Raw genomic sequence first — 22,844 nt, 5'->3', positions numbered from 1 at the left:
CTTCCGTCATGCCCTGCTGCCTAACGCCTCGTGTATCGCCTGAGCACTGGTACTAAATTATAAAGGGTTTCCAGCGTGTAGTCAATCTCTTCCGCCGTTGTAAATTCTGACATGCTGAAGCGCAGCGTGGCGTCCAGGTACTCTTTGTCCGCGCCGATCCCCTTGAGCACGCCGCTGATGGCGGGATGGTTGGATGCGCAGGCGGAGCCGGACGAGACGCAGATCCCTCTCTCCTCCAGGGCGTGGAGCAGCACCTCGCTGCGGATCCCCGCAAATCCCACGCTGATGATGTGGGGGGCGCTGGTCTCGTCGTACAGCCCGTGGATCGTGATGTCGTCCAGCTTCTGTACACCCCCGATGAACCGCGCCTTCAGATCCCGCATCCGCGCCACCTTCTCCTCCAGGCCGTCGTAGATCATCTTTGCTGCCAGCCCGAGTCCTGCAATGCCGGGCACATTCTCCGTTCCGGAGCGGATGTTCCTCTGCTGCTCTCCCCCGAAGACGATGGGCTTGATCTTCACATGCTCCCCGATGTAGAGCGCGCCCGTCCCCTTGGGGCCGTGGATCTTGTGGCCGCTCAAGGTGAGCATGTCGATCTTCTCCCGCCTGGGATAGATCCTGTATTTCCCGAAGCCCTGCACCGCGTCCACATGGAACAGGATCTCCTTATTGTAAGCCTTGACCAGATCCGCCGCCGCATCCACGGGCTGCACGGAGCCCACCTCGTTGTTCACATACATGACGGACACAAGGATCGTCTCCGGACAGAGCGCCTCCTCAAGGGCCTCCAGCCGGATCCGGCCGTACCGGTCCACCGGGAGATAGGTCACGCGCAGCCCCTCTTCCTCCTCCAGATACCGCATCGTATTGAGGACCGCCGGGTGCTCGATGGAGGAGGTGATCAGGTGACAGCCCCTCCGCCTGTTCGCCCTGGCCGCGCCGATGATGGCCAGATTGTCGCTCTCCGTGCCGCCGGAGGTAAATACGATCTCCTTGTCCTTCACTTTGAGCAGTTTTGCCAGGATCTCCCTGGTGTCTTTTATATAATGCTCCGCCTGTACGCCCTTGGCATGCATGGAGGACGGATTGCCGTAGTCCTCGCACATCACTTTGCGCACCAGGTCCCCGACCTCATCGTAGGCCCGCGTTGTGGCGGAATTGTCAAGATACACTTCCATCAAAGATCACTCCTGTACTTTTTTACTATTAGCTTATGCGTGCCGCCCGCTCTGGTGTCTGGGAGGCGCGCCGTCACGGCTCCAGGCAGTACCCGAGCATGGCGAGCACTGCCAGGGGCGCCGTCTCCGTGCGCAGGATCCTCCTTCCAAGGGTGATGACCTTCGCCCCTGCCGCCAGCGCCTTCTCCTCTTCTTCCCGCTCAAAGCCGCCCTCCGGGCCGATGAAGATACCGACGGACTGGCCCGGTCTGACAGAGCCGATCACCTGTCTTGTGTAGTCCATCCCCTCCGCCAGCTCATAGGGAAAGAGGATCACATCCAGTTCCCCGGCGAGCGCCAGCGCCTGGTCAAAACCGCACACATCCCCCACCTTGGGGATGATCCCGCGGCCTGCCTGCTTGGCGGCGCTCCTTGCGATCTCATTCCACCGCTTTACCTTCTTTGCCGCCTTGGGGCCGTCCAGCTTTACCACGCACCGCCTGGCCGCCACAGGAACGATCCCGGCGGCCCCGAGCTCCACAGCCTTCTGGATGACAAGCTCCATCTTGTCGCCTTTGGGCAGGCCCTGGAACAAAAGGATCCGGGAGGGAAGCTCTGTATCCAGCTCCCGCTCCTCGAGGATCTCAAGGACCGCCCGGTCCGCCTCATAGCCGCGCACGCGGCAGACATACTTCCGGTTGTCGCCGTCGCTGATCTCCACCTGTTCGCCCGGCTTCATGCGCAGCACGTTCTTCATATGGTTCACATCCGAACCTTCCATGTAGATGCAGGGCTTCTCCACCTGCGCCGGCGTCACAAAAAAATGCTGCATCTATCTCTTCCTCGCTGTCACGGAGACCCATTCGCCCTGGTGGTTCACTTCCAGCACCTCCATGCCGGCCGCCTTCACGGCTTCCACAACAGTCTCCTCCTTGTCGTCTATGATCCCGCTTGTGATGTAGATGCCGCCGCTCTTAAGCTGCGCCTGGATCACAGGCGTCAGCGGCACAAGCACTTCCGCCAGGATGTTGGCGGCCACGATGTCGTAGCAGCCGTACCCGACTTTGTCCTGCACAGCCGGATCGTCAATGATGTTGCCGGTCATGACTTCATACTGTCCCTTTTCCACACCGTTGACGGCCATATTTTCATGGGTGGCGTCAATGGCGCAGGGATCCAGGTCCGTCCCCACACAGTAGCCGGCGCCGAACTTGAGGGCCAGCATGCCAAGGATGCCGCTGCCGCAGCCCACGTCCAGGATCCGCATGCCCGGCTCCACATACTTTTTCAGCTGGCGGATGCACAGCTGCGTCGTCTCGTGCATGCCCGTGCCGAAGGCCGTGCCGGGATCGATGTGGATGATGAGCTTGTCCTCGTCTTCCGGCTTCACATCCTCCCAGGAGGGGATGATGAGCACGTCGTCTACCGTGAACTGATGGAAGTACTGCTTCCAGTTGTTGACCCAGTCCACATCCTCTGTCTGGGACTCCTCGATCACGGCCTCCCCCACATCCACAAAAGCGGACAGCTCTGCAAGCTCTGCGCGCACTCTCTGAAGCATCTCCTCCTTGTCGTCTTCCTCCTCCAGATAGAAGGTGATGTAGGCCACGCCGTCATCCTCTTCTGTCTGCGGGAGGATGTCCACGAACATCTGCTCCTTGTCCGCCTGGGTCAGGGGGATCTTGTCCTCGATCTCCACCCCCTGGATCCCCAGATCCATAAGCGCGCTGCTGACGATCTCCTCCGCCGCAGTCGTTGTCTTTAACCGAAATTTATTCCATTTCATACCGTCTCACCACAGGCCCCGCCTCTCGCCGCCGGGGCTTTCCTTTCCACATCAGTTTATCATATGAGTCCCAAATGCTCAACGAGGATTTTCACCCCCAGGCAGATGAGGATCACGCCCCCTGCGATCTGCGCCCCCTTCTGCCAGCGGGACCCGAAGATGCCGCCGATCTTCACCCCCGCCATGGAGATGACAAAGGTGGTGGCGCCGATGAACGACACAGCCGGCACGATCTCCACCTGCAGGAAGGCAAAGGTGATGCCGACCGCCAGGGCGTCGATGCTGGTGGCCACCGCCAGGGTGAGCATGGTCCGTATATCCAGGGAATCGTCCGCCTCCTCACAGTCGCCGCCAAACGCCTCCTTAAGCATACCGCCGCCGATCAGCCCCAGCAGGATAAAGGCGATCCAGTGATCGATGGAAGTGATCACATCCCGGAACTGGCTGCCCAGGAGGTAACCGATCACCGGCATTCCCGCCTGGAACACGCCGAAATACAGTCCCACGAGCCCCGCTTTCCCCCAGGTGCATCTTTTCATGGCCAGGCCTTTACAGACCGACACTGCGAAGGCGTCCATGGACAGCCCCACCGCCATCAGAAACAGTTCAATAAGTCCCATCTTTCTCTTCTCCTTTGTCCGAAGCATTCCTCTGTACTGCAAAAAAGACCTACCCGCGGATCCTCTCCGCGGATAAGTCTTATTTATTATAAGAAGACAGACGGGGCCTGTCAATCTTTTTTCTCATCTTTTATCTTCCGAAAAGCGGCCTTAAGCGGCGCTCTTCCTGCCATGGCCGCCCGTGCCGCCGCCGGCTGCCCGCTCGTACTCCCTGAGCCGCTGTTTGGCCTCCGGGCTTAGGTTCCTGGGCACCTGGATCTGCACGGTCACATAGTGGTCGCCGTGCACGGACGGATCCTGCATGGACACGATGCCCTTGCCCCGCAGGCGGATCTTCGTCCCCGACTGGGTGCCTTCCCGGATCCGGCACATGACGTCGCCGTAGAGGGTGTGCACGCGGGCCTCCCCTCCGAACACAGCCGTCGTAAAGGGGATCTCAGCCGTGCTGTACACATCCATCCCCTTTCTCTCAAATCCGGGCTTTTCTCCGACGCGAACCTTCAGGAGCAGATCTCCTGGCTCCCCGCCGCCGGTCCCGGGCATCCCCTTCCCTTTCAGGCGGATGCTTTTGCCGCTGTCGATACCGGCCGGGATGTGGACCTGCAGCGTCTGCATGCCGCCGCCCCGGTTCGGGTCCTGGAACGAGATGATCTTATCACAGCCGAAAGCCGCCTCGTCAAAGGAGACTTCCGTCTCCGCCCGGAGGTCAGCGCCCTTTTGCCGGAACGGTCCGCCGCCAAAGCCGTCCTGGAATCCGCTCTTCTTCCTGCCGCCGTGGAAAAAGCCGCCGAACAGGTCGTCGAACATATCGTCCATGCTGCCGCCCTCAAAGTGGAACTCCCGGTAGCCGCCGTTCCCGCCGGTGCTGTAGCTGCCGCTGCTGTAGCCGCCGCTCCTGAACGGTCCGCCCGAAGCGGACGCCCCGCCGTCGAAGGCCGCGTGGCCGAACTGGTCGTACAGCTTCCTTTTCCCCGGATCGCTCAGCACAGAGTAGGCCTCCGTGACCTCCTTAAACTTCTTCTCCGCCTGTGGATTCCCGGCGTTTGTATCCGGGTGGTACTTCTTTGCCAGCTTCCGGTATGCCTTTTTGATCGCATTCTCATCCGCGCCTCTGGCAACGCCAAGCACTTCATAGTAGTCTCTCTTTGTCTCCATCCTGATCACCTCCCGATCATCCACTTGCTATGAATCTATGGAAACGGCCCGAAGGCCGGAACAGTCTCACGAAAACTCCCCGGAGGAAAACCTCCGGGGAGAAAACTTACCTTGCCTTCTTTAACCCTCGATCGTTACGTAGCGGCTCTCCTCCACCTGCTTCTGCTCCTTCTTGGGGATATCCAGTGTCAGGATGCCGTTCTCAAACTTCGCTTTGATATCCTCCTGGGTCAGGCTGTCGCCCACATAGAAGCTTCTGCTCACATTGCCTGTGAACCGCTCCTGGCGGATATACCTGCCTTCCTTCTTCTCCTCGTTGTTCACATTCCTGGCTGCGCTGATGGTGAGGTACCCGTCCTTGAGCTCCGCACGGATCTCATCTTTCTTAAAGCCGGGCAGATCGATCTCTACTTCGTAGGCGTCATCCTTCTCCTTCACATCTGTGCGCATCACCTGGTTGGCTGTCCTTCCTCCGAAGTACTTCCTGTCAACATCCGGGAAGGAAAAATCAAACCAGTCGTTAAATAAATCTTCTCCAAAAATACTAGGCATCATCATACGTCATCTCTCCTTTTTCATTTACATCTATCCTGCGCTTCCATAACAGAAACGTTGCTTTTGAACTCATGGAAGGGATCCTTTTCGTTCCCTCTTCCTTTGTTCTAGGTGTAATATAACACATATTGTTAGCAATGTAAATAGGTGAGTGCTAATTCTTTTGTGAAAGTTCTGTGAACAGCAAAGCAGTGCAGGAACTTCTCCTGTCCCTGCACTGTTCGTTGTCTCTTATCTTCTCTTTCTGCGGTAAAACTCCGCGCCTGCCGCAGCCGCGCCCGCTGCGAGCATGAGCAGGATCCACAGCATGCTGTCCGCCGGATCGCCGGTCTGCACAGCGCCTGTACCGCCAGTCTGCTCTCCTGCCGGTTTCTCCGGTTCTTCCGGTTTCTCCTGCTCGATCGCCGGGATCTCTACCGGATCCTTGGCATATCCGCAGACCGTACACGCTTCATGTTTCAGACCTGCTTCTGTCTCCGTGGCCTCTTTGTCTGTCACCCAGATGAAGTCATGGGCCTCGCGGACGGTCACCTTCACTTCCGCGGCATTGCCTGCTTTATCCAGGGCAGTGACGGTATACTCGCCTGCCGCAAGCGTATACAAGCCGTCCTTCGCCGCAGCATCCTCCCCGTTTATCTGCACTTTGTCGATATTCCTGTCGCTTACGGTAAATTCCGCGCTGACGCAGTAGATCCCGCCGTCCGTGATGCCTTCGATCACCGGGGCGGTCCGGTCGATCTTATAGTCTTCCGTCTTCGCAAGGGAGATCGCGCCGGTCGTCTCATTCTTTACATAGAATGTAACCTCTCCGCTATCCGTCTCATCCGATGCGCTGAGGGTATCTGTCCACGTCCCGTCCGCCGTATCCGTAAGAGACAGGCTGTAGCCTTCTTCTGCAGTGATCACAAACTCTTCATTGACCCAGCCGTTATCGTTGGTGTTCAACGTGTAATCCGTGCCCGGCTCCGCCTCATACGTATTGTAGATCTCCGCTGTCACGCCGGAGGGCTGCGTCAGGGTGTAGTTACTCGCGCTGTCTCCGCTGATCACGAACTCTGTGAAGCTGACTGCAATATCCTCACCGGTCTTCACACTGTCAAAGGCGGGCGTCTGCTGCGCGGCGTCTGTGTAGACCACGATGCCCTCGGAATTGATCACCGCCGTATTGCCCGCATGGTCTGTCACGCGGACATACACGGATCCTTTCTGGTTCGGCTCGATGCTGAAGCTGTATGTATCGCCGCTGGTGCCTTTCAGTTCCTTCCAGTCGCCGTCCGCCTGGTCAACGGATGCGAATGCATCTGTGGAGAGCATGTATTCCACCTTCTCCACACCGCTGGCATGAGCAGTATCACTTGCCGTAATGTTCACATCAACCGTCTCTTTAAAGAACTTCCCGAAGGTTATGGTATTCAGAAATCCCGTCCACTGATTGTCTTTGACATGGATCGCCGCCTCTGGTGCGGTCCGGTCGATCTTCACGCCAAACGCTTCGGTGGCTGTTCCTTTTGTTCCGGCATTCGTCACAACCCGGAAGAGATACGTTGTCTGTCCTTCATCCGGGACGGCCAGGCAATATGCCCCCTCGGCATCCGGTGTAATCCCAGTCCATTTCTTCCCGCCATCTGCAGAATACTCATATCCGGCGATCCCGCTTTCCGCACTTGACCCTGAAACGGTAAAGACCACATGATCCTGTTTTGTCCAGGTACCGGAAGTATAGGGATTGCCGTCCGCTGTGACAGCAGTTACAGCCGGTGCTGCCGGAACGCTTTCTTCCACAGAGATCACCGTTGCATCCGCCGTATTTACAGAAACATAATTGTTGTCGCCCTCATACACCGCGTACAGATCGATTTTCCCGGCCAGCAGATCCTCCACATCCACTGTAAACTCCAGCGTAGCGGATCCGTCCTCAAGTGTTCCTGTTGCCAGCGGTTCATCTGTACCCGGCTTCCCATTATAAAGCGTCACAGTACCGGTCGGCGTTCCGACTAAGGGCACATCTTCTTTTTCCGAAGCGACTTTCATTGTCACCGAAACCTGATCTTCAAACCCGGCAACCGGAGTGTCGGTCGTCTCACCATTTACCGCAATTGACTCAATCGTTATCTCCGGCGTATAGCCGTCTTCGCAGTACAACCTCAGATATCCGCCCTGTCCGGAAATAGTGAAATCCACTCCTCCGCCCGGATTCTTCTCTACGGGGATCTGCTGCGGGGCATCGCCTGTTTTGGGGATCATGTAAAGAGCTAGCGCAATATCATCCATCCCACGTATAGGAAGTTGTACCCGTCCTTTCGGTACAGTGTACTGCGGCAGAAGTACGGGCATGACCGTGTTTAGAATGTCCTGTTTAGTAGTCTGGGGTAAAAACTCAATATCATTGTCTGTGAGTGCCAATAATATTTTTTCGTTCTTCATAAATGATTTTCTCCTTTCCTAACGAACGTATTTCATAATTACCCTCGATGCCCGTAAGGGCATTTTAAAGGAGAACAATCTATAATGACTGAAAAGAAAAAACGAGATACTCCACATAAAATGTGGAATATCCCGTCTGACAGGCAAGGCTCTTGAAAAGTAGTAAATTAGTAGTAAAATAAGCGATTTTCTGCTTGCAAATGCCGTAAAGTACAGTATTTACGGCACTTTAGGGAAATTATTTAAAGTTTATTATAACAGTTATTGAAGAATTCAGCATTATAAATCTTTTAAAAACGTGGAATTTTTAAACCCCTGTGGAATTTAACTCTGCACTGGAATTTAAAATTTCAAGTTAGCTATTATAATGGTCGTTCAGGTGTTTTTTCGTATTTTTAGTCCATCCGCAGGTTCCGGCGCGAGATCCCGCCCTCCTCCACGACGCACTGCTCCCTTCCCGTGTCCGCGGCGATCTGCCTGGCATGAAGGCGCCGGTAGGACATAGGGCCGCAGCCGTGATACTTCTCGAATGTGTGGGCGAAATGCTGCCGGCTGTTGTAGCCCACGGCGAAGGCGATGTCCGTGATCTTCATGGAACTGTTTGTCAAAAGGAAGACCGCCTCCTCCATCCGCTTCCGGTTCACGTACTCCGTGATGCTGCAGCCCATGATGCGGGCGAACAAGGCCTGCAGATAGGACTTGTTGACGCCTGCATAGGCAGCCAGGTCCGGCACCCGTATGCTCTCATGAACGTGCCTGTCGATGTAGCCGCACGCCTTTCTGAGATAGGCGATCCCCGTGCTTTCCTCGCCGCGGGTCACCGAGTAGGCGAGTTCCGCCATCGCCCGGGCCATCAGAAGCTGAAGCAGGTACTCCTCCCCCTTGTACGTCCTCTGGATCTGCGAGATGAGATCTTTCAGCGCGTACCCAAGGCTGCGCATATCCGTGCCGAAGAAGCAGGGCGGCATGTGCCTGCGGAACTTCTTAAAATCACTGCTTCTCCCGGACAGCTCCGTGAGGTCCAGCGCGCCTTCGCCGTCCCGGAACGCAAACTCAAGATTCAGGATCGAGCACGGCTCCTCCGGGCGTATCTCCAGACAGTGGGGCGTGCTGGCCCCGACAAAGACAAACTGATTGGGCTTCATCCGGAACTGCTCCCCGCCGCAACGGACCGTACAGCTCCCCGCCGTCACATACATGATCTCGCAGCTGTCGTGCGTGTGGGCTTCCATATGAAACTCCGGCAGCGCCAGCGCGTAAAATGCCGTGATCTCCCCCGCAAGTCTCTTTTCCGTCTGTCCTGTCATACAGATCTCCTCCATGCCATATACTGTATCCATTGTACCACAGGCAGAAAATAAATGCGGCAATATATTGCATTTTTTATCTGAAGTGACAAAAGGTTGCACATGGATGCGCAAGGGAATTTATAATTGTAGAAAACAGATACAGCAGGAGGTTTTATCATGAGTTTTAAAGTATCATTTATAGGCGCGGGCAGTCTGGTCTTTGCCAGAACCCTGTTCACAGACATCATGTCGGTCCCGGAGTTTCACAACATCGAGGTTTCGTTTACCGACATCAATGCGGACAACCTGGAAAAGACAAGGGCCCTCTGTCAGCGGGACCTGGACGCCAACGAGATCCCTGTGACGATCCATGCCACAACAGACCGGCGGGAGGCGTTTAAGGACGCCCGGTACATCGTCAACTGCGTCCGCATCGGCGGCCTGGAGGCGTTCGAGTCCGACATCGAGATCCCTCTCAAGTACGGCGTCGACCAGTGCGTGGGCGACACGCTGTGCACCGGCGGCATCATGTACGGCCAGAGAGTCATCGCGGAAATGCTTGCGTTCTGCAGGGATATCCGGGAAGTGGCGGAGCCGGGAGCCATCATGCTCAACTACTCCAACCCCAACGCCATGGCCACCTGGGCCTGCAATAAGTACGGCGGGGTCCGCACCATCGGCCTGTGCCACGGCGAGATCCACGGCGAGATCCAGATCGCGGACGTGCTGGGCATCCCCCGGGAAGAGCTTGACATCGTCTGCGCTGGCATCAACCACCAGACCTGGTACATCTCCGTAAAGCATCACGGCGAGGATATGATCCCGCGTCTTTTAGAGGGCTTTGAAAACCACGAAAAGTACCGCGAGGAGGAGAAGGTGCGGATCGATATGCTGCGGCGTTTCGGCTACTACTCCACCGAGTCCAACGGACATCTCTCCGAGTATGTAGCCTGGTACAGGAAGCGTCCGGATGAGATCAAAGACTGGATCCATCTCGGCAACTGGATCAACGGCGAGACCGGCGGCTACCTGCGGGTTACAAGGGAGGAGCGCAACTGGTTCGAGACGGATTATCCGAAGATCCTGGCCGAGGAGCCCAAAAAGCTGGACGGCTCAGAGCGCGGAAAGGAGCACTGCTCCTATATCATGGAATCCTTAGAGACCGGCCGGTGCTACCGCGGCCACTTCAACGTGATGAACGAGGGATGCATCACCAACCTTCCCTGGGAGTCGGTTGTGGAGGTTCCCTGCTACGTGGACGGGAACGGAATCAGCGTGCCGAAGGTGGGCGATCTTCCGCTTGGCTGCGCGGCCGTGTGCTCCCAGTCCATCTGGGTGCAGAAGCTGGCGGTGGAGGCCGCCGTACACGGAGACGTCAGCCTTCTGAAGCAGGCGGCGCTCATGGATCCCCTGACCGGCGCGGTCTGCAATCCGCCTGAGGTATGGCAGATGATCGACGAGATGCTGGTCGCCCAGGAGAAGTGGCTGCCCCAGTACGAAGAGGGCATCCGGGAGGCAAAAGAGCGTCTTGCATCCGGCCACCTGATCCCCACCAGGGACTATCACGGCGCAGCCCGGCTTCGCGAAAAGACGCCTGCGGAGGTAGCCGCGGAGCACGAGGCGAGAAAGATCACGGTATAGACCCTCTTTCCTGCAAAAGAGAAAAAAAGAGAGAACGGAACAGACCGCCCGTTCTCTCTTTTTTCATTCTGTTTTCTTACGCTTCATAGCGCAGTTCAAAAAGTCTCGCGCTGATCCGCGCCGGAAGCTTCGCCGTCAGCTCCCCTGCTTCCCTGTTCCAGTGGAACTCACAGCCGGCCTTGCCCGGATAGCCGCAGATCACCTTCACGTCCCGCCCTTTCAGATGCGCAACCGGAAGCGTGATGATGTCCTCCTGGCTGTTCCTTCTCCACACGGCAATATAGTCTTTGCCTTCGCACCTAAGTCCCAGGCTGACCCATGGATCCGTATACTGCGAGATGCCGGTGGGCCAGTACGGAAGCGCCGTCTTGATATCCTTCCGGATCGTCTTGTAGTAGGCGATGGCCTCCTGCACATAGCCCATCCTCTCCGGGCTTAAGTTGACAAGATGCCCGCTCTGATGGATCCGCAGAAGGAGCGCGTTGATCATGTTGAAGATGACCTCCTCGCTGTCCCCGTCCGTCAGCGGATAAGACCAGACCGCCGCCTGCTCCGGCGTAACGGCTGAGGGCGCGTTGGCCGACACGGTGGCGTACCGGATATAATCCTCCTGGTCGCTTGTGGACTGGATGCTGTATCTGGACAGCATGGCGTAGTCCATACGCAGGCCGCCGGAAGAGCAGTTCTCGATGATCAGGTCCGGATACTTCCGGAAGATCCCGTCCAGCCAGTTCAGGTATGCCCGGTTGTGGCCGAGCAGGCCGTCGCCGCTGCTGTCCGCGTTCACCTCTGTCCCGATGCCGGGCTCGATGTTGTAGTCCATCTTGATATAGCCGACGCCGTATTCATTGACAAGCCTGTCGATGACCTCCGTCGCGTGTTCGATGACCTGCGGGTTTCTGAAATCAAGCTGATACCGGCTCCTGTCAAGGACCTTTTTCCCGTGGCGCATAAAGTACCAGTCGTCCGGCACCCTGTCCGCCTTCGGGCATTTGATGCCCATGACCTCAAGCTCCAGCCACACGCCGGGGATCATCCCTTTGGACCGGATGTAGTCCATCAGCTTTCGAAGACCGCCCGGGAAACGCTTCTCACACGGAAGCCACTCGCCCACGCCGTCCCACCAGTATCCTTCCGAGTACCAGCCGCAGTCGATGCAGTAGTATTCGCACCCCGCCTCCGCAGCCTTGTCGATCAGCGGGATCTCTTTGTCTGTGGTCGGATCGCCGAACAGGCAGTTCATGTAGTCGTTAAAGATGACCTGGAGCTTCTCGTTGTCGTCGTTCACCCGGCGGATGGCGCGCCTGTACTTTGTCAGCTCGTCCATGGCCTCGTCAAAGCCTCCGGCTGCGCTTCCCACGCTCACGGGAACCGTGACGAACATCTCCCCCGGCTTCAGGTTCTTCCACCAGGAGTTGTGATGCTCCGTCGGTCCGCTCAGCTTCAGGTACACGTGGCCGTCCTGGTCGCTGATCTCCCAGTACCAGGAGCCGTTGTGCTCAATCTGCCAGAAGAGGGACGCGTTCATCTCCCGGTTGTGGATGTATCCCATGGGAATGTACTCCTTGGCCGACCAGTTGCCGGTGTTGGAGATCTCGACCGCCTTGGAGGAGCGGTGCATGATCTCCGGCTGCGAGGCAGCCATGCCCAGCTCCCGGAGTGTGTATTTCTGCCAGCAGAGTTCTTTCTCCCAACTGTTGTGCGGGATCCACAGCTCCATCTTGTCGTCGAAGTCCGTAAGTCCTTCCTTGTCTATGCCGTTGAGGGCAAAGGAGGATACGTACTCCAGGCCCTGCGGTTCGCTCCCTTTGTTCGCGACTTCCGTCCAGCATCTCACCACGGAGATCCCGTCGTAGAACTGCATGTAGCTGGTCAGCTCAAGGCCGGTGATGTCGTCTTTTGTCACGATCTCCAGCAAGCGCCCCTTCTCATTGCGGCTGTCCCTGAAATCCACATATTTCATGCGGTAGCCGGGCGACGTCTGGATATACTTGGACCCGTGGCGCTCTCCCACCCTGTCCTGTCCCGTCACAAGGATCTCCTGCGGGTAGAAGGACTGGACGCCTGTGTCGGACGCCAGGTTCTCCTCCTCAAAGTCAAGGACGGAGAAATGTAAAAGTTTGATCTCGTTCTTGTCCGTGATCTCCCAGACAAGGTGGATCCTGTTTTCTGTTATCTCCCATCTTTTCATTGTGCTGTCTTTTGCCTCCTGTCTAACTTCAGGCGTATATTAGCCCTTTACAGATCCTGCCATCAGCCCTGCGAGGAAGTATCTCTGCAGGAACAGGAAAATAAATGTCACAGGGATGACCGCCACGACGGATCCCGCCATCAGCGCGCCCCAGTCGATGGTGTTCGCGCCCTTGAACAGCATGATCGCCGGCGTCAGCGTCCTGTATGTGTCTGTAGATATGAAGATATAGCCGTACATGAACTCGTTCCAGGCGTTGATAAATGCGTAAAGGCCTGTAGATACGAGACTGGGGATGGACAGGGGGATGATCACCTTCGTCAGTGTCTGGGCCCTGTTGCACCCGTCGATCTCCGCCGCTTCCTCCAGCGCCGTCGGCACCGTGTCAAAGAAGCTGCTCATCATGAACGTACACAGCGGGATCACGAAGGTCGTATAGGCCAGGATCAGCGAGCGGTAGGACTCCAGGATGCCGAGCATCTGCATGATCATGTACAGCGGCACGAGAAGCAGCACGCCCGGGATCATCTGTGAGAGCATCATCGCCAGGTTGGATACCTTGACCACCTTCAGTTTGTAGAACCTGCTCAGCGCGTATCCGGCCAGAACGGCGATGATCATGGAGATCACGCAGGCCGTCACGGATACGATCAGGCTGTTCTTGATGTAGTTGACAAATCCCGCGTCAAAAAGGACCCTGTGGAAGTTCTCAAGCGTCGGCGCGTCGATCGTGAACGACGGCGTCGCCGTCCGGATCTCCGTCTTCGGCTTGAAGGAGGAGATCAGCATCCATACAAACGGGAACATGGTATAGATGGAGAACAGGATGAGCAGGACATACGTGATGACCTTGGCGATCACACGGTTTCTTTTATTCAGCATAACATTTCCTCCTTTCTCCTAAGCCATGTCTTCGCTGATCTGCGTTCTCTTCCTGTAGTAGAAGATAAACAGGATCACCATGACTGTGAACATCATCGTGGAAAGCGCGGACGCCGCTCCGACGTCAAAGGTACGCATGGAGTACCGGTAGATCATGATCGGCAGCGTCTCTGTGGCGTAGTTCGGTCCGCCTTCTGTCATAACCCAGATAAAATCAAAGTTTACTGCGGTCCAGATAATATGGATGAATACGATCACCAGGGACACGGAGCGCAACTGGGGAAGCGTCACGCTGAAGAAACGGCGGAACACGCCGGCTCCGTCGATCGCGGCAGCCTCCGACAGATCTCCGGGAATGGACTGCATGGCAGACAAAAAGGAGATCGTATAGTACGGGAAACTTCTCCATATATTTACGAAAATAACCGTCGCCAGCGCATAGTCGGAATTCCCGAGGAAGTTGATGGACGTCTCTATAATGCCCAGGTTCTTAAGGACATAGTTCAGGATTCCGAACTCCGGGTTCAGGATCCAGTCCCATGTCATGCCGGCCACGATGATCGGCACAAGCCACGGGATAAAGATAAATGTACGGAAGACTGCTCTTCCTTTAAATTTCTGGTTCAGCAGGACCGCTGTGATCATGCCGACCACGTACTCGCCAAGCACGGAGAACACCGTCCACAGGACCGTGTGCTGCACGGCCTCCATAAAGTGCTCGTCCTCAATGACCGTCTTAAAGTTCTCAAGACCGGCAAATCCGGTCATGGACTTGTTGATCAGGTGCACATGGGTAAATGCGTCATGGATGACTTTGCCGAGCGGGAACGCGATCATAAGCGCCAGGAATATAAGCGCCGGCGCCAGCATGATGAGGGCAGTCCTGAATTTTCTCTGATCTCTTGTCAGTTTACGGGATGGTTTCATCTTCGTACCCCCTTTGCTTTTTTACGTAAAAGCGGGGCCGCCACATGAGCAGCGCCCCGCATGTCTTGCAAGTTAATGCCTATTCGCTCAGTTCTCCCGAATCTGCCAGGGAGTCGTTTACCGCATTGCTAAGCCACTCTGCTGCTGCCGCCGGCTCTTCACCTTCCTGAAGGACCATTGCCATTGCATCCTGCATAGCCTGTGTGATACCGCCAAGTGTTACAGGCGGGAATGTGATACCTGTGTCTGCCAGAGCCTGGAAATCCTTGCTCCACTTGCTGTCTGTGGAAACGTCGGAACGCGGGGATCTGTCTGCGAATCCTGCGGACTGCCAGTCGTAGCTGCAGAACGCTGTCGCCAGTGCAAACGCATCGTCTTTGTTCTTGCTGTCGGCAAGGATGAAGAGCGGTTTACACTCCATGTATGTAGCCGGATGTCCGTCGGACGGATAGGGGATCGGATTTACAGCGATGTCGCCCATTGTATCCGGGTTGGAGGCTTCTCTTTCTGCCAGCCAGTTTCCTGTCACATAGCTGGATACGATGCCTGTGGCCAGGTTCTCGTCTGTCTCCTCCCAGCCCCAGTTTGCACAGTTGGGATCGATGATGCCGTTGTCAACAAGATCCTTGTACATCTGGAATACCTTTGTCGCTTTCTCAAGCTCGTCCGGATTCTCTGTCCATGTGTTCCTGTACTTGCCGTCGTCCTGCGCCGTAGCGATCTCAAGATCGTACTGAGCCAGGTATACGACCAGCTCCTGCGCGGAGCGGACGCCTGTGCAGGCGAGCTCTGTCAGGTATTTGCCGTTGTTGTCATAGTAGTCTGTCTGCGCCATCAGGTCTTCCCATGTAGCCGGCGCTTCGATGCCTGCTGCGGAAAGATCGTCCGCATGTGTCAGGTAGGCGCGCACTGTCATCTCATAGGGGATGCCCACGATCTTGTTGTCGATGGTCATGGCGTTCACAACTGCCTCAGACAGGGCGTCCTTGTCCTCCCACTCGTTGAAGCGGTCTGTCAGGTCCTCAAGGATCCCCATGTTGTAGAACTCACCGACGTACTCCGGAAGTCCCCAGATCAGATCCGGCACATTGCCGCCTGCCGCCGCAGTCAGGATCTTCTCGTGAAGCATGTCGTAGGTGAAGTTCGTCTGGTTGACCGTAACGCCGGTCTCCTCCTCGAACTTCTCGATCTGCTCCAGGCCCGCCGTCTCTGTGTCGGCGCCCTCGGTCCAGCATGTCCAGAGTTCTACGACTCTTTCGCCGTCTTCGCCGCCGCCCTCAGAAGAGTCTGAGGAGCCGGAGCTGCCGCATGCCGCAAGGGATGCTACCATTGCTGCAACCAGCATGAGTGAAACTACTTTCTTCTTCATTTTCATACCCTCTTTCATAATATTTTCCCGTACGTCTGTACTGGAGCAATCGTAGCACACCTTTTGTGCACTTACAACAATTCAGAGGGCAGTGCCAAAAAACACCACAGCACTTTGTATAAAAACCCACCTTTTCAGGACCGCTTTGCTTTCTTGTATCCGGACGGGCTGTCGCCGTAGTACTCCTTGAATTTCTCCGTGAAGCTGCGCACGTCGTTGTACCCCACCGCCTTCGCGAGCTCGTAGGTCTTCATGTCCGTCTGCATCAGGAGGCGGACCGCCTCCTTCATGCGGACTTCCGCCAGATAGTTCTTAAAGTTCTCTCCCGTCTCTTTCTTAAAAAAGACGCTGAAATAGTAGGGGTTCATATAGACGATCTCGGCCATCTTCCGCAGGGAAAGGTTCTCTGCGTAGTGCTGCTGGATATACTCTTTTACCTGATGGATCGTCTGGTGCTCCGCCGCCGCGTCCTGGAAGGCGTGCTCCTCCAGAAAGGCGGTCAGGAACCGGGCCGTGTACTGCCGCAGTTCCTCGTAGCTCTGCTGATGGCGCATCGCCGCCACCGCCTCTTCGTACTCCGGCCGCTTGTCCGGCGGGAGGATATGGTATTCCTCCAGGTCCCTGTACAGGTTCATGACCATGACGATGCAGCGGTTCTCCGCCGCGTACCGGTTCCCGTAATGCAGGTTCTCGATCACGGACAGCGCCTCGTCCAGCTTGTCCTGCCAGTCCTCCCCGCTGGAGAGGAAGCTGCTGACAAGCTCTTTGTATGCACTGTCGTAATCTTCAAAGGAGGTCTTGAAATCCCGGTCCACCTCGTTGTAGCGGATGCAGTTCTCCTGCGTAAAATAATAGAGCTCCGAGCAGAATTTGGCTGTCTTATATATGTACTTCAGTTCCCGGATGTTCCCGGACGTCTTTCCGATCCCGACCACGAGGCGGACGTCGTACTCCCGGTATACCCGGTCGCAGATGGCGCGGATCTCCTCCTGCACCTTTTCCGGCCCGTCCTCCTGGGGGCTCAGCAGGATGAGATTGCTGCTGCCGGCGTCCCGCTTGATGACGAAGCCGTTCCGTTCTTTCTTCAGGATCTCCTGTATCTTTCTGAAAACAGAGAACCGGAGAAGCTCCTGCATGTTCTGGTCCTGCACCTTTGTGTAGAAGTCCACCGGCATGGAGAAGCACACGCCGGTAAAATTCACACCTTCCGTCCGGATCCCCATCTCCTGAAAATGTCCGTACAGCTCTTTTGAATCCGCCTCGGAGTTGATCATCCGGAACACGGACTGCAGGTCGTCTTTTTCTTCCCTCCACTTTTCAAGCGGGCTGTTCTCTTTCAGCGCCTGCTCCGCTTTGAGGACGGCCTGGCGGAGTTCTTCCCTTCCGGCCGGTTTGAGCAGATACTCCTGGGCCTCGTAGTGGATCGCGGTCCGGACATAGTCGAACTCCTGGTACCCGCTCAGAAAGATGAACTTGACGTCCCGGTCCGTCTCCCTGACTTTCTTCAGCACGTCCAGACCCGTCATATTCGGCATGGATACGTCGCAGATGATGATATCGGGAGAGCAGTCTTCTATCTTTTGAAGAAGCTCTTCCCCGTCCCCGGCTTCCGCCACGATCCGGGCGTCCAACTGCTCCCAGTCGACCAGCTTCCTCAGTCCTTTTATGATGATCGGCTCATCGTCCGCCAGTATGATCTTAAACATGTCCGTCCTCCTGTTCTGTCTCCTCCTCCGGCCGGATCACCGGAAGCCTGTATTTCACGATCGTTCCAATCCCCTCAAAGCTGCTGATCTGGATGTGGTACTGATCGCCGAAGATCATCCGGATCCTGTCATATACGTTTTTGATCCCGATGCTGGCCCTGCGGCTTTTCACATGGGTCTCCGTCTCATGGCTCTCCAGGACCTGCTGCACGTACTCCAGCCGCTCCGGCGTCATGCCGGTCCCGTTGTCCATGACCGTGATCTCCAGCGCGTCCTGCTCCACCGACGCCTGGATCGCCACAACGCCTTCCCCTTTTTTTCCTTTCAGGCCGTGCTTGACCGCATTTTCCACCACCGGCTGCAGGATCAACTGGGGCACCTGAAGGTCCATGATATCGTCTCCCACGTTCACTTCCAGTGAAAATCTGTTCTCGTAGCGGATCCGGATGATCTTAAAATAGTTCCGCACATTCTCGATCTCATCCCTGAGGGACACCATGTCCTTCGCCCGCCCCATCAGGTATTTGAGCTGGCCGGAAAGACCGTCGATCATCTCGGCCGTCTCCCCGTCGTCGTGAGTCACCGCCATCATGCGGATCACATCCAGCGTATTGTACAGGTAATGCGGCTGGATCTGGGTCTTCAGCGCTTCGATCTCCGCCTCCCTTTGCCGGATCTCCGCAATGTACACCCTCTTGATATGGGCCTGCAGGTTCTCCGTCATCTGGTTGAGCCCCCTGGCCAGATAGCTGATCTCGTCGTTGGAGCGGACCGCCACCCTCGTATCCAGATTGCCCTGCTCGATGGATTCCATGGCGCCGGCCAGATTGCGGATCGGCTGGCTGGATCTCTTGGAATAGAAATAGTAGACGACGATCAGAACGACCGCGCTGCCGAGGATGATCAGAAGCGTCATATTGCGGATGGCCTGATAGCTGTCCTCCAGGTGGTGGGAGGAGATCTTCTCGATGACAAGCCAGTCTGTCCCTGGCACTTCGCTGTATATGTAGTAGTCGCCCTCCGCCTTGATGTACTGATATCTGCCGTCCATATGTTCAAGGAAGGACAGCAGGTCATCTTCCTCCTGCCCCTCATACGGATTGTAGGCGAATTCCCGGCGCTTCTGATCCACAATATAGATCTGGCTCCCGTCCTCCAGGCGGGTCTCATGGATGATATTGTCCAGAAAATCCTGGCTGATATCGATGTAGAGCGTGCCGAGGATCTCCCCGGAGGCCGACTCGATCGTGGACGTGTTCATGATATTCCGGGAGATCGTAAAATCCCTCTCCCGCGTCCCCATGTAGTAGTCCGCCTGATGGACCGGAAGGAGCTGCATCTTCCTGGAATGCTCCGTATAAGTCTCCTCATACCACTGTCCGATCACATAGGTGTTCACCATTCTTTCCGGGCTGCGCATGGCGGAACAGATCTCCCCGTCCGGGAAGATCAGGAACACGTGATCGATATACTGGTTCCTGTACAGGATGTTCCGCAGCATATCGTTGATCTCCGCTGTTTTCTTGTCGCTCCCCACAGAGCTGTCTGCCAGGAGCTCATAGATATACCCGTAGTCCTCGCTCTGGGCGCTGTAGAGATAGGTCGTGTTTTCCTCCATCTCGTCCAGGAGGGAGTGGATGTTCCTTCCGATCGTGAGGGTGGTGCGGTACATGTTGGACAGCATCAGCGTCTGCAGGGAACCCTGATATGCGTTATAAATAGCCATTCCCATGAGCATCAGCGACAGCACGCCGATCACGATCATCGCGGCCACCGATTTGGTAAACAGACTGATGTACCGCTCTCTTCTCTGTGTGTCGATCCACTCCTTCAGCTTGTAAAGCCTGGTTTTCTTCCAATCAAATTTTTTCATTCCGCCTGTTCCTTCTCCGCCTCGTTCCACTTCTCATCCAACTGCCTGGCCGCCGTCCCGACCTCGATGGTATTCGACGCAAGGGAGTGCACCGTCTCCTGCATGTCCCCCCGGAAGCTTGCCGGCGTCTCCATGTTTCCAAGATACCGGCTGATCCGGTCCGCGTACCGGTAGTCGATGATCACATTCTGCTGCACGGCCGGCGCCGCGTAGAGAACCCCGTCGTTTGTCACCGGCATCCCGTTCATGGCCTGCAGGACCTTTCTGTAATTCTCCGTGCGGTAGCAGAATTTAAGGAAGGTGTCCGCCGCCTTCTTTTTGGTCGGGATCCCCATGCATGCCTTGGACGCGGCCCAGATCGACCCTGTCTGCTCCATCACGATCCTTGTCCCGCTGTCGTCCGGCATGTAGAACCATCCGGGCCGTATCTGCACCGTATCGTTCTCCAGCTCCTCCCCCAGGGGCGTCTTGTCAGAATCCATGGCGCGCGGATACGCTTCCCATATCTTCGCCAGCATGGCGGGCGTCCCATAGTACATAGCCACCTTCTGATCGATCATGTAGGAGATGATCTGGGTATCCCCCATATTGATGGAATCCTCCAGCACATACTCTCCCGTCATCAGGTCGCGGAACTCTGTCAGAGCCTCCGTCACTTCCGGGTCCTGGAAAGACACCTTGCCGCTGATCCTGTCCTGGATCCAGGTGCTTCTGCCCGTCTCCACATCTTTCAGGAAGAAGTAGTTGATCCACCCCTGGTCTGCGGACGACTCGCTTCCGCCCACCGCCAGGGGCGTGATGCCCAGGTTCTTCAACTGCCCGCAGAGCTCAAGGAACTCCCCGTATGTATTGGGCACAGACAGCCCGTACTCTTTGAAGATCACCTGATTGTAAATGATGCCGTAGGAAGTCCCGTAAAACGGAAGGGCGCAGATCTTCCCGTCGTCCATGATCGGCTGCTCCACCAGTTCCCCGATCTCCCCGTCGACGGCGCCCAGCATGTCCGCCTCCTCGAACATGTAGGGATCCTCGATCTCAAAGATATCCGGGAATTCGTCCAATGCTTCCTTGGCCTTCAGTTCCTCTGTATAGTCGTCGCCGGATGAATACTCCACTTCCAGCGTGTACTGCGGATACTCTTTGGAAAACGCGCTGCACAGATCCTCTATGGCAGAGATCCACACTGTATTTTCACCCGAAAAGAACAGGGTCAGGTCCGGGGCCTGGCTCTCCTGCGTATCTCCTTCAGCCAGTTCTCCTGTTTCGATCTTCTCTCCGGAACAGGCCGTCATGCACAGCAGACAGACTACCGCCGGCAGCAAAATCCTTGCCTTTCTCATATTGCTGTCTTGTCTCCTTTCCCTAGCTCCTGTTCTGTTTCATCCTCTCCAGGATCCGGGCGATCATCCCGGCCCGGTTGAAGGGGACCATGAAGTAGTACCCGTCCGCTGTGTCATATAGTTTTTCCGCGATCTCCACGGCGATCTGCACGCCCGTCTCCTGCGCCTCCTCACGGCTCATGTCCGGCCGGTAGCGGGCAACCGTCTCGTCCGGCACCGAGATGCCTGTGATCTCGTTTTTCATGAACAGGGCGTTCCGGTAGCTCACAAGCGGCATGATGCCGCACAGGATCTTCGTGTCGATCCTGGACTTGATGTAGCGGATCTTCGCAATGTCCTCATCCGAGTAGATGGGCTGCGTCAGGAAGAAGGAGGCGCCGGCTTCGCACTTTTTCTCCATCCGCCGGATCTCCGCATCCAGGTTCGCCCTGCCGTAGTTGAGGGCGCCGCCGTAGGCAGCCGGATCGCCGGCGAAATGCTCCCGGTTCATCCTGGCCATATACTGCATGAGCGTAATGGAGTGAAAATCATAGACGCTCTTGACCATATCCCTGTCGCCGGAGGGCACGGGGTCCCCCGTCACGAGGAGGAAGTTGCGGATCCCGTTCATGTAGGCGCCAAGGAGCTGCGCCCCCATACCGATCACATTCTTGTCCCTGCAGGCGATGTGCGGCATCGTCTCGATCTGCAGGCGGTTCGCCACTTTCACGGCCGACATGGCGGAGTCGGCCCGCATCCGCCCCATCGGAGAGTCGGAGAACGTGATCATCTCCACCCCCGCCTCTTTTAAGACGGCGGCCGCCTCCAGCATCTTCCCGTCGTTGGCGTCGTGGGGCGGATCCAGCTCCGCGATCACCACTTTCTCCCCGGAATACAGCCTTCGGATAAAGGGGTTGTTGTCGTAGCGCACCTCCTTGTCCGCGCGCACCTCCGGCCGGTCCGCCGCCCGCTTTGGGATCCTTTTGTCCGGCGCCTGGGACAGCCGGCGGATATAGGCCGGGTCCGTGCCGCAGCAGCCGCCGATGATGTTCACGCCGAGACCTGCGATCTCCTCCAGCGCCTGCCCGAAATATTCCAGGTTGTCCCGGTAGATGTTCCGGTACCGGATCCGGTCCGCATACCCGGCGTTCGGCGCGGCGGATACGATCAGATCCCCAAAGTCAAGCCGGCGCAGCACCCGGGCCAGATGGGCGGGCCCCACGCCGCAGTTGAAACCGATCCCGTCGATCTCCTCTGCCTCCCTGGCTGTCTCCACAAGGGAGGCCGCGCTGACCCCCGCATTCGTATACCCGTACATATTGACAGAAAAGCTGGCCATGACAAACGCGTCGCTTACGGACTTGATCCACCGGGCCACCGGAAGGATCCTGTCGAAATCCGCAAAGGTCTCAAACCAGATCACCTGCACGCCTGCATCCAGGTGCGCCCTGGCAATGGTCCTGTACTCTTCTGCGATCTCCTGCTCCCGGCTCTCATCCTCCTTATGTCCGCCCTCCGGGATGGGGCCGATGTCCCCCGCGACAAAGACAGACCGGCCGCAGGCCTCCTCCCGGATGGCGTCCCGGGCGATCCCCATCGCCGCCTGCACATTCTCATACACTCTCTTAAGAAGCTGCTCCCGGTCCTCCTCTTTCGGGCCGCCCCCAAACGTCCCTGTGTTGGAGGCAAAGGTGTTGGTCCGCAGGATGTCCGCCCCGGCCCGGATGTACTCCCTGTGGATCTCCCGGATCCGCTCCGGCGCCGCCTCGTTGTCCAGCTCCGGGATGCCGCCGCCTTCCCCGTATTTCTCTCTATAGTACGTTCCCATGGCGCCGTCCGTGACAAGCCGCCTCTCTTTGCATATTTCCCTGAAATCTATCTGATCTGCCATCGCATAGCCCTCCCTTTTGCATGCGCCGGAATACCCGGTTTCTTTTCAGTATAATACAT

The 22,844-nt window shown here is 56.8% G+C and carries 17 protein-coding genes; 1 reads left to right on the top strand and 16 read right to left on the bottom strand.

Annotated features, from left to right (window positions below; translation table 11 throughout):
• Positions 1-20: 20 nt before the first annotated feature.
• From H6A20_RS03870 to H6A20_RS03835, 8 genes are all read right to left on the bottom strand, one after another.
• Positions 21-1,178, bottom strand: a complete 1,158-nt coding sequence (locus tag H6A20_RS03870) for a cysteine desulfurase family protein (protein WP_204905856.1) — start codon at positions 1,176-1,178, stop codon at positions 21-23.
• Between the two features lie 73 nt (positions 1,179-1,251).
• A complete protein-coding gene (locus H6A20_RS03865; protein WP_204905855.1) occupies positions 1,252-1,989 on the bottom strand; it encodes a 16S rRNA (uracil(1498)-N(3))-methyltransferase in 738 nt (245 codons plus the stop codon).
• Positions 1,990-2,943 (bottom strand): 50S ribosomal protein L11 methyltransferase, encoded by a 954-nt coding sequence (prmA, locus tag H6A20_RS03860; RefSeq protein WP_204905854.1) that lies wholly within the window; start codon positions 2,941-2,943, stop codon positions 1,990-1,992.
• 59 nt (positions 2,944-3,002) lie between these two features.
• Positions 3,003-3,563, bottom strand: coding sequence for a manganese efflux pump MntP (locus H6A20_RS03855; protein ID WP_204905853.1), 561 nt, complete (start codon positions 3,561-3,563; stop codon positions 3,003-3,005).
• 150 nt (positions 3,564-3,713) lie between these two features.
• Positions 3,714-4,718 (bottom strand): DnaJ C-terminal domain-containing protein, encoded by a 1,005-nt coding sequence (locus H6A20_RS03850; RefSeq protein WP_204905852.1) that lies wholly within the window; start codon positions 4,716-4,718, stop codon positions 3,714-3,716.
• A gap of 120 nt (positions 4,719-4,838) precedes the next feature.
• The gene (locus tag H6A20_RS03845) at positions 4,839-5,276 is read right to left on the bottom strand and encodes an Hsp20/alpha crystallin family protein (protein WP_204905851.1); all 438 of its coding nucleotides are present in this window, start codon (positions 5,274-5,276) and stop codon (positions 4,839-4,841) included.
• Between the two features lie 228 nt (positions 5,277-5,504).
• Positions 5,505-7,517, bottom strand: a complete 2,013-nt coding sequence (locus tag H6A20_RS03840) for an Ig-like domain repeat protein (RefSeq protein WP_204905850.1) — start codon at positions 7,515-7,517, stop codon at positions 5,505-5,507.
• A 575-nt stretch (positions 7,518-8,092) separates the two neighbouring features.
• Complete coding sequence (locus H6A20_RS03835) at positions 8,093-9,004, bottom strand: AraC family transcriptional regulator (RefSeq protein ID WP_243426115.1); 912 nt, start codon at positions 9,002-9,004, stop codon at positions 8,093-8,095.
• A gap of 159 nt (positions 9,005-9,163) precedes the next feature.
• Here H6A20_RS03835 and melA point away from each other — a divergent pair, with 159 nt between their 5' ends.
• A complete protein-coding gene (melA, locus tag H6A20_RS03830) occupies positions 9,164-10,627 on the top strand; it encodes an alpha-glucosidase/alpha-galactosidase (protein ID WP_204905849.1) in 1,464 nt (487 codons plus the stop codon).
• Positions 10,628-10,703: 76 nt separating this feature from the next.
• Here the strand turns inward: melA and H6A20_RS03825 are convergent, their stop codons facing one another.
• From H6A20_RS03825 to H6A20_RS03790, 8 genes are all read right to left on the bottom strand, one after another.
• Positions 10,704-12,818 (bottom strand): glycoside hydrolase family 36 protein, encoded by a 2,115-nt coding sequence (locus H6A20_RS03825; RefSeq protein ID WP_204905848.1) that lies wholly within the window; start codon positions 12,816-12,818, stop codon positions 10,704-10,706.
• A gap of 39 nt (positions 12,819-12,857) precedes the next feature.
• Positions 12,858-13,700: a carbohydrate ABC transporter permease gene (locus H6A20_RS03820; protein ID WP_204905847.1), complete on the bottom strand. Its 843-nt coding sequence runs from the start codon at positions 13,698-13,700 to the stop codon at positions 12,858-12,860.
• Positions 13,701-13,718: 18 nt separating this feature from the next.
• Positions 13,719-14,627, bottom strand: a complete 909-nt coding sequence (locus tag H6A20_RS03815; protein ID WP_204905846.1) for a carbohydrate ABC transporter permease — start codon at positions 14,625-14,627, stop codon at positions 13,719-13,721.
• Positions 14,628-14,706: 79 nt separating this feature from the next.
• On the bottom strand, positions 14,707-15,996 hold the full coding sequence (locus tag H6A20_RS03810) for an ABC transporter substrate-binding protein (RefSeq protein ID WP_204905845.1): 1,290 nt from the start codon (positions 15,994-15,996) through the stop codon (positions 14,707-14,709).
• Positions 15,997-16,130: 134 nt separating this feature from the next.
• Positions 16,131-17,702 carry a response regulator transcription factor gene (locus tag H6A20_RS03805; protein ID WP_204905844.1) on the bottom strand — a complete coding sequence of 524 codons (1,572 nt, stop codon included), beginning with the start codon at positions 17,700-17,702 and terminating at the stop codon, positions 16,131-16,133.
• Positions 17,695-19,575 (bottom strand): cache domain-containing sensor histidine kinase, encoded by a 1,881-nt coding sequence (locus H6A20_RS03800; RefSeq protein WP_204905843.1) that lies wholly within the window; start codon positions 19,573-19,575, stop codon positions 17,695-17,697. Before H6A20_RS03800 ends, H6A20_RS03805 begins: the two co-directional genes overlap by 8 nt.
• Complete coding sequence (locus H6A20_RS03795) at positions 19,572-20,915, bottom strand: ABC transporter substrate-binding protein (RefSeq protein WP_204905842.1); 1,344 nt, start codon at positions 20,913-20,915, stop codon at positions 19,572-19,574. The genes H6A20_RS03800 and H6A20_RS03795 overlap by 4 nt, the downstream gene beginning before the upstream one ends.
• Before the next feature lie 22 nt (positions 20,916-20,937).
• Positions 20,938-22,785, bottom strand: coding sequence for a bifunctional homocysteine S-methyltransferase/methylenetetrahydrofolate reductase (locus H6A20_RS03790; protein ID WP_204905841.1), 1,848 nt, complete (start codon positions 22,783-22,785; stop codon positions 20,938-20,940).
• Positions 22,786-22,844 lie beyond the last annotated feature (59 nt).

This window comes from Mordavella massiliensis (assembly GCF_016901695.1).
In the GTDB taxonomy this organism is placed as follows: domain Bacteria; phylum Bacillota; class Clostridia; order Lachnospirales; family Lachnospiraceae; genus Claveliimonas; species Claveliimonas massiliensis_A.
Note: the sequence above shows the minus strand (reverse complement) of the source record. Positions and strands in the feature narration are given on the sequence as shown.